The organism is Rhizobiales bacterium NRL2, from assembly GCA_001664005.1.
Classification (GTDB): domain Bacteria; phylum Pseudomonadota; class Alphaproteobacteria; order Minwuiales; family Minwuiaceae; genus Minwuia.
In genome coordinates this window covers 3,642,545-3,655,078 of sequence record CP016093.1, presented here as the reverse complement: position 1 = coordinate 3,655,078, position 12,534 = coordinate 3,642,545, and the positions used below count along the sequence as shown (strand labels likewise).

At 68.1% G+C, this 12,534-nt stretch carries 13 protein-coding genes; 7 read left to right on the top strand and 6 right to left on the bottom strand.

The window, feature by feature from the left end; translation table 11 throughout:
* The first annotated feature begins 55 nt into the window (after nt 1-55).
* The 4 genes from TEF_17020 to TEF_17005 all read left to right on the top strand — a co-directional run bounded on the left by TEF_17020 (nt 56) and on the right by TEF_17005 (nt 4,878).
* Nucleotides 56-868: an enoyl-[acyl-carrier-protein] reductase gene (locus TEF_17020; GenBank protein ID ANK82304.1), complete on the top strand. Its 813-nt coding sequence runs from the start codon at nt 56-58 to the stop codon at nt 866-868.
* A gap of 19 nt (nt 869-887) precedes the next feature.
* The gene (locus TEF_17015; protein ID ANK82303.1) at nt 888-1,964 is read left to right on the top strand and encodes a chorismate synthase; all 1,077 of its coding nucleotides are present in this window, start codon (nt 888-890) and stop codon (nt 1,962-1,964) included.
* Entirely contained in the window at nt 1,961-3,688 is a 1,728-nt protein-coding gene (locus tag TEF_17010; protein ID ANK82302.1) for a hypothetical protein, read from the top strand. The genes TEF_17015 and TEF_17010 overlap by 4 nt, the downstream gene beginning before the upstream one ends.
* Nucleotides 3,689-3,750: 62 nt before the next feature.
* On the top strand, nt 3,751-4,878 hold the full coding sequence (locus TEF_17005; protein ANK82301.1) for a hypothetical protein: 1,128 nt from the start codon (nt 3,751-3,753) through the stop codon (nt 4,876-4,878).
* A gap of 16 nt (nt 4,879-4,894) precedes the next feature.
* On the opposite strand, the gene TEF_17000 is transcribed toward TEF_17005, so the two are convergent.
* The 6 genes from TEF_17000 to TEF_16975 all read right to left on the bottom strand — a co-directional run bounded on the left by TEF_17000 (nt 4,895) and on the right by TEF_16975 (nt 10,239).
* A complete protein-coding gene (locus TEF_17000; protein ANK82300.1) occupies nt 4,895-5,689 on the bottom strand; it encodes a hypothetical protein in 795 nt (264 codons plus the stop codon).
* Nucleotides 5,686-6,291, bottom strand: coding sequence for a glycerol-3-phosphate acyltransferase (locus TEF_16995; GenBank protein ID ANK83565.1), 606 nt, complete (start codon nt 6,289-6,291; stop codon nt 5,686-5,688). The genes TEF_17000 and TEF_16995 overlap by 4 nt, the downstream gene beginning before the upstream one ends.
* 38 nt (nt 6,292-6,329) lie before the next feature.
* The gene (locus TEF_16990; GenBank protein ANK82299.1) at nt 6,330-7,631 is read right to left on the bottom strand and encodes a dihydroorotase; all 1,302 of its coding nucleotides are present in this window, start codon (nt 7,629-7,631) and stop codon (nt 6,330-6,332) included.
* Nucleotides 7,624-8,598, bottom strand: a complete 975-nt coding sequence (locus TEF_16985) for an aspartate carbamoyltransferase (protein ID ANK82298.1) — start codon at nt 8,596-8,598, stop codon at nt 7,624-7,626. Before TEF_16985 ends, TEF_16990 begins: the two co-directional genes overlap by 8 nt.
* A 93-nt stretch (nt 8,599-8,691) precedes the next feature.
* Nucleotides 8,692-9,279, bottom strand: coding sequence for a hypothetical protein (locus TEF_16980; GenBank protein ANK82297.1), 588 nt, complete (start codon nt 9,277-9,279; stop codon nt 8,692-8,694).
* 87 nt (nt 9,280-9,366) lie between these two features.
* On the bottom strand, nt 9,367-10,239 hold the full coding sequence (locus TEF_16975; protein ANK82296.1) for a tRNA glutamyl-Q synthetase: 873 nt from the start codon (nt 10,237-10,239) through the stop codon (nt 9,367-9,369).
* Nucleotides 10,240-10,282: 43 nt separating this feature from the next.
* Between TEF_16975 and TEF_16970 the strand changes: the two genes are divergently transcribed.
* The 3 genes from TEF_16970 (at nt 10,283) to TEF_16960 (ending at nt 12,379) form a co-directional block, all read left to right on the top strand.
* Nucleotides 10,283-10,936: a hypothetical protein gene (locus tag TEF_16970; protein ID ANK82295.1), complete on the top strand. Its 654-nt coding sequence runs from the start codon at nt 10,283-10,285 to the stop codon at nt 10,934-10,936.
* A 26-nt stretch (nt 10,937-10,962) separates the two neighbouring features.
* Nucleotides 10,963-11,697 carry a hypothetical protein gene (locus TEF_16965; protein ID ANK82294.1) on the top strand — a complete coding sequence of 245 codons (735 nt, stop codon included), beginning with the start codon at nt 10,963-10,965 and terminating at the stop codon, nt 11,695-11,697.
* Between the two features lie 130 nt (nt 11,698-11,827).
* Nucleotides 11,828-12,379 (top strand): MFS transporter, encoded by a 552-nt coding sequence (locus tag TEF_16960; GenBank protein ANK82293.1) that lies wholly within the window; start codon nt 11,828-11,830, stop codon nt 12,377-12,379.
* Nucleotides 12,380-12,534: the final 155 nt, after the last annotated feature.

The window sequence follows — 12,534 nt, the reverse complement described above, 5'->3', positions numbered from 1 at the left end:
AAAGCAACTCGGGCCATGGCCGCCGGTGGCGGAGGGTCCTGTAGGAGAGACAAGCATGAGCGAACCGAGCGGGCTGTTGGCGGGCAAACGCGGACTGGTTATGGGCGTTGCCAACGACCGCTCCATCGCCTGGGGTATTGCGCGCGCGGCCGCCAGGGAGGGTGCCGACCTCGCCTTCACCTATCAGGGCGACGCCCTGAAGAAGCGCGTCGTGCCGCTGGCGGAGTCGATCGGCTGCGACTACGTGATGCCCTGCGACGTCACCGATCCCGCTTCGATGGATTCGGTCTTCGAGGATATTTCCGGCCGCTGGGGCGGGCTCGATTTTCTGGTTCACGCCATCGCTTACGCCGACAAGGACGAGCTCAAGGGCCGCTATGTCGACACCAGCCTGGAGAACTTCCGCCGCTCCATGCAGATCAGCTGCTATTCCTTCACGGCGATCGCGCGCCGGGCCGAACCGCTGATGACCGATGGCGGCAGCATGCTGACGCTGACCTATTACGGCGCCGAGCGGGTGATGCCCCACTACAACGTCATGGGCGTCGCCAAGGCGGCGCTGGAGGCGAGCGTGCGCTATCTCGCCGTCGATCTCGGGCCGAAGAACATCCGCGTCAACGCGGTCTCGGCAGGACCGATCAAGACCCTGGCGGCTTCCGGCATCGGCGATTTCCGCTACATCCTGAAGTGGAACGAACTGAATTCGCCGCTGAAGCGCAACGTCACCATCGACCAGGTGGGCAATTCGGCGCTCTATCTGATCAGCCATCTTGGGGACGGTGTCACCGGTGAGGTGCTGCACGTCGATTCGGGCTACCACGTCGTCGGCATGAAGGCCGTGGACGCGCCCGACATCGGCAACATCTGAGCCGGGCCGGGGACCGGCCATGTCGCACAATACCTTCGGCCATCTGTTCCGGGTCACCACCTGGGGGGAAAGCCACGGACCCGCCATCGGCTGCGTGGTCGACGGATGTCCGCCGCTGATCGAACTGGCGGAAGCCGATATCCAGACCTTTCTCGACCGCCGCCGGCCCGGGCAGAACCGCTTCACCACGCAGCGCCGCGAGCCTGACGGCGTGCGCATCATGTCCGGCGTCTTCGAAGGCCGCACCACCGGCACGCCGGTCATGATGATGATCGAGAATGTGGACCAGCGCTCGAAGGACTATTCCGACATCAGGGACAAGTACCGTCCCGGCCATGCGGACTATGTCTACATGCAGAAATACGGCATCCGCGACTATCGTGGCGGCGGGCGTTCCTCTGCGCGGGAGACGGCGAGCCGCGTTGCCGCGGGGGCGCTGGCGCGCAAGGTGCTGGGGCCCGGTGTCCGCATTCGCGGCGCGCTGGTGCAGGTGGGCGAGATCGCCGTCGACCGCGACGCATGGGACTGGGAGACAGTCGATCGCAACCCCTTCTGGTGCCCCGATCCGCAGACCGCCGCGCGCTGGGAGGATTATCTCGACGGCGTGCGCAAGGCGGGCAGCTCGGTCGGCGCGGTGATCGAGGTGGTGGCCGAGGGCGTGCCCGTAGGACTGGGCGCGCCGATTTACGGCAAGCTGGATTCCGACCTGGCCCAGGCGATGATGTCGATCAACGCGGTCAAGGGCGTGGAGATCGGCGACGGCTTCGCGGCCGCGGCCCTGACCGGCGAGACCAATGCCGACGAGATGCGCATGAAGGACGGCGCGCCATCCTTCACCTCCAATCACGCCGGCGGTGTGCTTGGCGGCATTTCCTCCGGCCAGCCGGTGGTCTGCCGTTTCGCGGTCAAGCCGACGTCCTCGATCCTCAGCCCCCGGGCGACCGTGGACAGAGAGGGCAACGACACCGAGATCGTGACCAGGGGGCGTCACGACCCCTGCGTCGGCATCCGCGCCGTGCCCGTGGGCGAGGCGATGATGGCCTGCGTGCTGGCCGACCATCTGCTCAGGGCGCGGGCCCAGGGACAGGCGTCGTGAGCGCGCTCGGCCGCGCCCTGAGGATCGTCTGGTTCGGGCTGAAATCGATTCTGTTCGTCGTCGGTTTCCTGGTGATAGGCGGGCTGGTGGCGCTGGTCGTCGTGGAACCCTGGCAGCCGCGCCCGCCGGAGATCGCCGACGGCTCGGTGCTGGAAATCACATTCGACGAGCGCCTGCCGGAATCGGTCAGCGAGGGCGGATTCCTCAGCGTGGTGCGCGGGGACGCCCTGACGCTTTCGCGTCTGGTGCGGGTGATCGACCGCGCCGCCGCCGATCCGCGCATCAGGGCGATCCGGATGGATCTGTCGGCGGCGGAGCTGCCTTTCGTCCACGCCGAGACGCTGGCCGGCGCGATCGGCCGTTTCCGTGCGGCGGGCAAGCGCACCTATGTCGTCTCCGAATACTACGATCTCGCGCGCTACCGCTTCGCCGCCGCCTTCGACGAGATCTGGATGCCGGCCGCGGGCGAATTCGCGGTCACGGGCGTGGCGCTGCAGACGCCCTATGCGGGCGAACTGGTCGACGATCTCGGCATCGATCCTCAGCTCGAACGCCGCAAGCGCTTCAAGTCCGCGGCCAATGTGATCGCGGAGCGGCGCATGCCGCCGGAACTGCGCGAGGCCATGACGGCGATGGTCGTCGATCTGGACGACAGGCTGAAGGACGGCATCGACGCCGACCGGCCAGGCGTGGCCGAGGGTCTGGAAGGACGGCTGGACCGGGCCCTGATGAACCCGGCCGCGGCGCTGGAAGCGGGGCTGGTCGACCGGCTGGGCCATGGTTTCGAACTCGATGACGCGCTCGACGCCCCGGTCATCACGGCCCGCGACTACTTGCCCCTGATCCTGGAGCAGGATGGCGACGCGATCCGCCGTGTCGCCCTTGTCGTCGCTTCGGGTCCGATCAGCGGCGGCTGGGGATCGCCTCTCGAAGGCGATCAGGTACGCGCCGAGCGGCTGATCGCGACGCTCAGGGAAGCGGACGCCGATCCCGCCATCGACGCGATCGTGCTGCGGGTGGACAGCCCCGGCGGCGCCTATGCGCCTTCGGATGCGATCCGGCGGGCCATCGAAGCCCTCGACAAGCCGGTCATCGTCTCCATGGGCGAGGTCGCCGGCTCCGGCGGCTACATGATCGCCATGGCGGCGGACCGCATCGTCGCCGCTGAAACCACGATCACCGGTTCCATCGGTGTGATCGGCGGCAAGATCGTGTTCGAGGAGCTGCTGGCGCGGAACGGCGTGCGCATCGAGACCGTGCGCAGCGGCCCCGACGCGGCCTTCAACTCGCCCTTCAGCGCCTATACCCCGGCGCAGCGCCAGCGGCTCAGCCGCCGCATCGACGAGATCTACGCCGAGTTCGTCGAACGGGTCGCCGAGGCGCGCGGGCTCGGCCCGGCCGCGGCGGAAGCAGCGGCCCAGGGCCGCGTCTGGACCGGACGACAGGCGCTGGAACGGGGGCTGGTCGACCGTCTGGGCGGCTTCCGCGCCGCCCTGGAGGAGGCCGCGGAAGCCGCCGGCGCCGGCGGCGCGGCCGACATGGAGATCGTGGAGTATCCGCGCATCGGCTGGCGCGAGAGGCTGCGCGCCGCCGCCGACCCGGGCTTCGTGGCCGCGCGGATCGGGCTTGCCCATCCGCTGCTGAAGAAGGCGGCCGAGACCGCCGCCGTACTGGATCAGCCCGCGCTCATCCGGCTGGAGATGCCGCTCTTCGACCTGCGCTGAGGGCCGTTAACGCGTTCTTCAGGTACCACGCCTAGCATTGGACCATGTCCGCAAGCCCCGACATGGATATCCTGATCGCGCAGTCGCCCGAAGAACTGGCGGAGGTCTACGGCTTTCGCTACGAGGTGCTGGTCGGCCAACTCGGGCGGACCTACGTCAATGCCGACCACGAGAACAGGGCCCTGTCGGACCCGGCGGATCGCGCCGCGATGCAGATCTACATGCGCCGGGCCGGCCGCATAGCCGCCACCCTGCGCGTCATCGTGGCGCCCGTGCCCATGCTGCCGGTCTACATGCGCGAGCGCTTCGGTCTCGGCGCCTTCGACCTCGAGGGGCTGACCGTTTCCTTCACCGACACCTTGGTCGTCGATACCGACCGCGCCGACAGCCGCGCCGCCGCGATCCTCATGACGGCTGCCTACAAGATCGCCTGCGCCAGGGGCAGCGGGTTCGATTTCACCAATGCCGCACCGGGCGAAGTGGGCGTGTTCGAGCGGCTGGGCTACCGCAGTTACGGCGCCAACTATCAGGACGCCGACCTCGGCTTCCGCGTGCCCATGGTGCTGCCCACGGGCGACCTGGAGCACATGACGGCGACCAGATCGCCGTTCCTGCCGCTGGCGCGGACGATGAATCACGACCGGGAACTGGTGAACTGGTTCCGCCGCGCCTTTGCCGAAGCCTGCGACTCCGTCCAGCCCGCGGCGATGGACGAGGAGGCGCTCTGGAGCTATCTGACCCGCAAGCTCAACCAGACGCCGCACAACGGCATCCCGCTGCTGATGGCGCTGGAGTACCGCGACGCGGCCCGCTTCCTGAAGCTGGCGACGGTGGTGAAGTGCGGCGCGGGCGAAACCATCGTCAAGAAGGGCGACATGGGCAACGAGATGTTCGTTGTCCTGGACGGCGCCGTCGAGGTCCGTGACGGCGAGCGGCGCATCGCCCGCTTCGGCAAGGGCGGCATCTTCGGCGAGATGGCCTATCTCAATACCGAGCCCCGCACGGCGGACGTCGTTGCGCTGCGGCCCGCCGAAATTCTGGTGCTCACCCAGGACACCATGACCCGGGCCATGACGAAGATGCCCGACATTGCCGCGCGCATCCTGTTCAATCTCTCGCTGATTCTCGTCGAGCGGCTGAAGGACACCACCGGAAAATACGTCAAGGCCAGCGAGACGGCCGCCGCCTGAGCCGAGGCGCCAGTCTCTATTCGGCGTTCCGACGCCGCGCCAGGTGGCTCGGCCACAGTTCCCTGACCAGCCCCGGCACCTGCTGCATCACCCGCCCGCGGCTCTGACCCGGCCGCAGCGCATCCGAATAAAGTACCGAGACCAGCAGGTTGTCGAAGTCCGTCGGGAACCGGACGTCGTTGGAATCGTTGAACATCGACCAGACGAGCGAATCGTCGTCGTCGGGCAGGCCCAGCGACTGGAGGATTTCCTCGGCCAGGCACTCGTTGAGGATCGGGCTCATGTCGTCCACGTCCAGGAAGACGACGGCGCGGCGGATGCGGCCCTTCTGATCGCTGATGCTGGCGCCGCAGCGGCTGAAGTAGAAATGGTCCGCGACCAGCAGCTTGCCGCCCTCGATCCAGCGCTGCGAGGCCTTCTCGTAGAAGGTCTCGTAGTTCCGCGAGCCGAGCGCCACGACCAGGATGTGAGCGTTGTCGAGGGCTTCCGAAGCGCCCTGGTCGATCGAGGCGTGGGTCAGGCCGGCGAAGGCGGGCGGGCGGTGGAATCCGGCGATCATGTCCATCACTGCCCGCGTGCCATCGACGGGCCGCAGATCGAGAGGTTCGTGCAGCACGTGGATGCGGATGGGGGCGTCGAACTTGGTGACGTAGGTTGCCTCCGCGTCCGCGAACTCGCGTCCGAAGGCGACGATCTCGAAACCCCGCACGACGTCTGCTTCCGTGAAGTCGCCGCGCTGGCCCGGCGTCGCGCACCCGGCCAGCAGCACGGCCGCGGCCAGCAGAGCCGCCAGAACCCGGAGGGACGTCAAGGTTTCTTCCCGCCGCCGATCCTCGGTTCCTCGCCGGTGACCAGCCGCCGGATATTGCCGCGGTGCTTGAGATAGATCAGGGCGGCCAGGACGATGTCGAGTTCCATTGCCAGCGGGCCGTGCAGGTAGAAGGCCAGAACAGGGGTCGCGATGGCCATCACCAGCGCCGCCAGCGAGGAGTAGCGTGTCAGGAACGCCACCGCGAGCCAGATGGCGCAGGTCGCGAGGCCGACGTGGAAGTGCAGCGCCAGCGCGATGCCCAGGAATGTGGCCACACCCTTGCCGCCACGGAAGGCCAGGTAGACGGGAAAGAGATGGCCGAGAAAGGCGCCGATGGCCGCCAGAACCTCGCCATTGGGACCGTAGAGATGTCCGGCGATCAGCACGGCCGCGGCGCCCTTGCCCCCGTCGAGCAGCAGGGTGATCAGCGCCAGATCCTTCCGTCCCGTGCGCAGGACGTTGGTCGCGCCGATATTGCCCGAACCGATCCGGCGCACGTCGCCGAGTCCGGCGACGGAGGTCAGCACCACGCCGAAGGGCACCGAGCCCAGCAGATAGGCGACGAGCAGGGTGCCGCCAAGCTGGATCGGCGCGACGCCGATCTGGCCGAGGACGAGGGCGAGGTCGGAATACATGGCTGTTACTTTTCGACCCGGCGCACGAAGACGGTGCGCCCGTCGACCACGGTGCGCACGGCGTGGCCCTGCAGCGGGCGCTCATCGAAGGGCGAGTTCTTGGATTTCGAACGGAACTTCTTCGAATCCACAACCCAGGGCGCCTCGGGATCGAAGATCACCAGGTCGGCCGGCCGTCCCGGCTCCAGAACGCCGCAGTCGAGACCCAACAGCCGCGCCGGATTGCAGGTCATGCAGGCGAGCACCGTCAGCAGCGGCACGTCCTCGCTCATGTTGAGCTGCAGTCCCAGCGCCAGCATCGTCTCCAGCCCGACCACGCCGAAGGCCGCCTGCTCGAAGGTCTGGCGTTTCGCCTCCGGATCTTCCGGCGTGTGCTGGGAGGCGATGACATCGATCGTGCCGTCGCGGATCGCTTCGACGACCGCGCGGCGGTCATCCTCGGAGCGCAGCGGCGGCGAAACCTTGGCGAAGGTCCGGTAGCCCGAGACCTCGTGCTCGTTCAGCGTGAAGTAGTGGGGCGCCGTTCCGCACGAGACCCTCAATCCCGCCTTCTTGGCGCGGCGCATGGCGTCCAGCGCATCGGCGGTGGTGAGCTGCGCGAAGTGATAGCGCGCGCCGGTGAGCTCCACCAGGCGCAGGTCGCGTTCGACCATGATCGTCTCGGCCGCCGTCGGGATGCCGGAGAGACCGAGACGGGTGGCCAGCTCGCCGGCGTTCATCACGCCGCTGGCCAGCGTCGGTTCCTCGGCGTGCTGGACGATCAGGGCGTCGAAGGCCGTGGAGTAGCTCAGCGCCCGGCGCAGGATATTGGCGTTGGCGATGGCGCGGTCGCCATCGGTGAAGGCGACGGCGCCGGCCGCCTTCAGCAGACCGAACTCGGTAAGCTGCGCGCCTGCAAGGCCCTGGGTCGCCGCGGCGAAGGGGCGGATGTGGACGTCCGAACCCTCGTTGGCCCGGCGGAGCACGTATTCGACCAGGGCGACATTGTCGATCACCGGATCCGTGTTGGGCAGGGTGCAGAGCGTGGTGACGCCGCCCGCGCGGGCGGCGGCCGCGGCGCTGGCGAAGCTCTCCTTGTGCTCCGCGCCCGGCTCCCCCACCACCACGTGCATGTCGACCAGTCCCGGCGCCAGGCAGAGGCCGGCGAGGTCGACGACCTCGGTCCGGTCCGGCAGCCCCCTGGGAAAGATGTCGGGTCCGACGGCGGCGATCCGCTCGTCCTCGATCAGCAGATGGCCGGTCTCGTCACGGCCGCTGGCGGGATCCAGGATGCGGCCGTTCATGTAGGCGATGCGGTGGCTAGCCATCGGCCGGTCCCCCGTTGCCCTGTTTCGGCGTCAGCAGCAGCAGCACGGCCATGCGCACGGCGACGCCCATCTCCACCTGTTCGCGTATGACGCTGCGGTGGATGTCGTCGGCGACCTCCGTATCGATCTCCACGCCGCGGTTCATCGGTCCCGGATGCATGATCAGCGCGTCCGGCTTGGCGCAGGCCAGCTTGTCGTGATCGAGCCCGTAATAGTGGAAGTATTCTCGCACGGACGGCAGGAAGGAGCCGGTCATCCGCTCCCGCTGAAGGCGCAGCATCATCACCACGTCGGCGTCCTTCAGACCCTCGCGCATGTCGATGAAGGGCGTGGCGCCGAGCCGGGCGATCCCCGTCGGCAGCAGGGTGGGCGGCGCGATCACGCGGACATGCGCGCCCATCGTGTTCAGCAGGTGGATGTTGGACCGCGCCACCCGGCTGTGGGCCACATCGCCGCAGATCGCGACCGTGAGACCCTCCAGACGCTTCAGGCGCTGACGGATGGTCAGGGCGTCAAGCAGCGCCTGGGTCGGATGTTCGTGCTTGCCGTCGCCGGCATTGATGACGGCGCAGTCCATCTTCTGGGCCAGCAGGTCCACCGCGCCCGAATCGGGATGGCGGACCACCAGCACGTCGGGGTGCATGGCGTTCAGCGTCATCGCCGTGTCGATGAGAGTCTCGCCCTTCTTGGTGGAGGAGACCTCGGTATTCATGTTGATGACGTCGATGCCGAGGCGCTTGCCCGCCAGTTCGAAGGAAGTCAGCGTCCGCGTCGAATTCTCGAAGAACAGGTTGATCTGGGTTCGGCCGTAGAGATCGGTGCGATGCTTGTTGGCCTGCCGGTTCTGGTCGATGAACCGCTCCGACAGGTCAAGAATACGCTCGATGTCGCCACGGCTGAGGTTCTGCGTCCCCAGCAGGTGCCGGTGGGGGAAGGGCAGATCGAAGGCGTCGTCCGCATGGTCCATAAAGCCCGGACAATAGGGGCAAGCGCCGTCCGTGCAAGGGGGCAAATCGGATTTCTCAAAGGCTGCCCCGGGGTTGCCGCCGCGGGCCCCGTTTCAGGCTGGCGGACCGCCCGCGTCGTGCTGGTCGCGACGCTGCAGTTTCCTTGCCCAGCGCTTCTGGCGCGCCTCGCGGAAGCGGATGATGAAGCGCCTGGACCAGACATAGCCGACCCATGCCGTCCCCACGGCCCAGGGAATCGAGCCGATGAACAGGGGCAGGCCCCAGACCTTGAACAGCGTGAGCGTGCCGATCCAGAGCCCTTCCAGGAAACTGGAATCGGCGTTCACGACGTCGGTGAGCTGGGCCGTGAAGGTGCCGAAACCGATCGAGCCGAGTTCGTCGAAGCGGCCCAGCATGAGCTGTCCGGTGAGCAGGAAGGTGTAGTAGATCGGGCCGATGGTGAAGATGTTGGTCACCCACACCCAGGCCAGAGCGGCCACGAGGTGGAACTGGAACCGGGTGGCGATGGCCCGCGCCAGCGCCCAGATGCCGAAAACGGCGATGAGCTGGATCCCGACCGTCGGCGTGAAGGCCACGGCGAGGCCGACGGCGACGCCCCGGGCGACATGCTCGGGCGGCATCTGGCCGCGTTTCAGGGGAATGATGAGCCGATAGCGGGTCAGCCGTCCCAGATTGGTCATCGGACCGCGCGCATCGCGGCCTCTGTCTGTGTCCATCGCGCTCAAGAACCGGCTGCCTCCAACTGGCGTTGGCGGATAGTACCCATATCATTGTGACGGGAAAGGGGTGTCCATGTGCAGAATCCGCGCGGGCGCCCCCCGCGCGACGAGAAGCCGCGCCAGCTCCGCCCGGCCGAGTCCCGAATCGATGAGGCTGCGCAGGCTTTCCGCGCCATGACGCTTGGACAGCTTGGCGCCGTCCTCGCCGGTCAGAAGTTCGTGATGGGCGTAGCGCGGCGTCGCCAGCCCCAGCAGGCGCTGCAGCAGGACGTGCACATGGGCGGCGTGAAACAGGTCGAGCCCGCGGATCACGTCGGTGATCCCCTGGGCGGCGTCGTCGACCGTCACCGCGAGGTGATAGCTCGTGCCGATGTCCTTGCGGGCCAGCACCACGTCGCCCCAGCCCCTGCCGTCCCATGTCTGCGCGCCGGCACGGGCGTCCGTCCAGGTCACGGGGCCGGCCGCCCCCAGCGCGGCGGCGAGATCCAGCCGCCAGGCCGCCGGCTCGCCTGCGTCGATGCGCGCGCGGGCCGCGTCTCGCGGCAGCGCGTGGCAGGTGCCGGGGTAGATGGGGCCCTCCAGACCTTCTGCCGTCGCCAGTTCCCGGACCTCGGCGCGGGTACAGAAGCAGGGATAGACCAGCCCGCGGCGTTCCAGCGCCGCCAGCGCGCCGCGGTAGTGGGGCATACGCTCCGACTGCCGCCAGACCGGTTCCTCCCAGGCAAGACCGAGCCAGGCGAGATCGTCGAGTATCATCGCCTCGTATTCGGGCCTGCACCGCGTCGCGTCGATGTCCTCTATGCGCAGCAGCAGGCGTCCCCCGGCCATCCTGGCCGCCTCGGCGCACAACAGCGCCGAGAGGGCGTGGCCCAGGTGCAGGGGGCCGGTGGGGCTGGGCGCGAAGCGGGTGATGAAGGTCATGCTGGCTCGACAGTGACGGTGGGTGCGCTCTATTTAGCGTTCCATGTCACCGCGCTTCAAATCGGGAGAGACGCCGGAGCTCCTGACGGCGATGGAGGCGCTGTTCGCCGCCGACCCGGATCTCCGGCGCGCGCGGCAGGTCGCCGGCGCCTTGCCGGACCGCAGCCGCGCGCCGGGTCTCAAGTCCCTGATGATGCTGATCGTCGAACAGCAGGTCTCCGTGGCGTCCGCGCGGGCGATCTGGACCCGGGTGGAGGCGGGGACGAAGCCCTTTTCGGCCCGCCGCTACCTCGATCACGACGAGGAAGCGCTGCGCGGTTTCGGCCTGAGCCGTCCGAAGATGGTCTACACGCGCGCACTGGCGCAGGCGGTGGCCGACGGCGAGTTGCCGCTGCGGCGGCTCGGATCCATGAGCGACGCCGAGGCGATGGCGGCGCTGACGGCGGTGAAGGGCATCGGGCGCTGGACGGCCGAGGTCTACCTGCTGTTCGCGCTGCAGCGCCCAGACATCTTTCCGGCGGGCGATCTGGCGCTGCAGGCGGCGGCGCAGGATCTCAAGGGTCTGCCGGCGCGGCCCGACGAAAGCCAGCTTGCCGCGATGGCGGAAGCATGGCGGCCCCATCGCGGCGTCGCCGCGCGTCTGCTCTGGCGCTATTATGGCGTCACCCGCCGGCGCGCCGATCCGGTTTCGGTCTGAATGTTCCCCTTGATGGTGAAGGCTCCATGAAACAGCTCTCCGGCCCCCGCGTGCCGCCTGCCAGCGGCGGCAAGCCGAAACAGCTCGTCGTCCTGGTGCATGGCTATGGCGCCGACGGCAATGACCTGATTGCGCTGGCGCCCTATCTGCAGCGCGCCCTGCCGGAGGCCGCCTTCGTGGCCCCCGACGGCCCGGACCCCTGCGGATCGGCGCCCATGGGCCGGGAGTGGTTTCCGATCTCGCTGGACGATCCGGCGATGATGAGCCGCGACCCCGAGAGGCTGGCCGAACGCTATGCCGCGATGGCCGACCGCGCCACCGACGCGGCCCCGGCGCTCGATGGGTTCATCGACGAAGAACTGGCGCGCCACGGGCTCGATGGCGGCGCGCTGGCGCTGGTCGGGTTCAGCCAGGGCACGATGATGTCGCTGCATCTGGGACTGCGCCGGCCGACGCCGCCGGCGGCCATCGTCGGCTTTTCCGGCGCCCTGCTGGGTCCGGAGGCGCTGGCCGGCGAGCAGGTCGCTCCGGTGCCGGTGCAGCTGGTCCACGGCGACCAGGACGACTTGGTGCCGCCGCTGGCCATGTTCTGGGCCGCGGCCGGCTTGGGGCGCGCCGGTGTGCCGGTCGCCTTCCACATCTCCGCCGGCATCGGTCACGGCATCGCTCCGGACGGTATCGAGATCGCCACGCGGCATCTCGCGCTGGCCTTCGCCGGCCGGCTCCAATGCGCCGGTCCCGTGTCCTGCGCCATCGGCTGAGGGACATCTTGTGTCATATTTCCGTCAGCGCCACCGGATATGGATCCCCTAAGCGGTTGCGCTTTCGATTCGCCGGAGAGACAATCCGCACGCGGCCTGAACAGCTAAGGATTCGCCTGGGGGCAAGCCCGTGTATCTGAAGCCTGAGAAATATCCCGCGCTGGTGCTCAATGCGGATTTCCGGCCGCTCAGCTATTTTCCGCTCTCGGTCTGGCCTTGGCAGGAGGCCGTGAAGGCCGCCTATCTGGAGCGGGTCAACATCATCCAGTTCTATGACCGGCAGGTATCCAGCCCAAGCCTCTCGATGCAGTTGCCCAGCGTCATCGCGCTGAAGGAATACATCCGCCCCGCGGCCTATCCGGCGTTCACGCGCTTCAACCTGTTCCTGCGCGACCGCTTCCGGTGCCAGTACTGCGGCTCGACGGAGGATCTGACCTTCGACCACGTGATCCCGCGCCGGGCCGGCGGGCGCACGACCTGGGAGAACGTCGTCGCCGCCTGCGCGCCGTGCAACATCCGCAAGGGCGGCCGCATGCCGGCCCGCGCCCAGATGCATCCGCGCCGCGCGCCGATGCGGCCGACGGTCCATCAACTCAACGATGTCGGCCGTTCCTTCCCGCCGAACTACCTGCACGACAGCTGGCGGGACTACCTCTACTGGGATACAGAACTCGAGCCTTGATCTATCCTGCGACTCTGTCGGTTCATCACTTGTCAAGGCCCGCGAATTATGACTAGCGGTCCTAAGCGGCAGCGGCTAGAACGGGTTATCGTTTCCGTTGTCCCGGCAACGATACGACGTTTCCGAATGAGGGGTTGAGTGTAGCGTGCGACGTC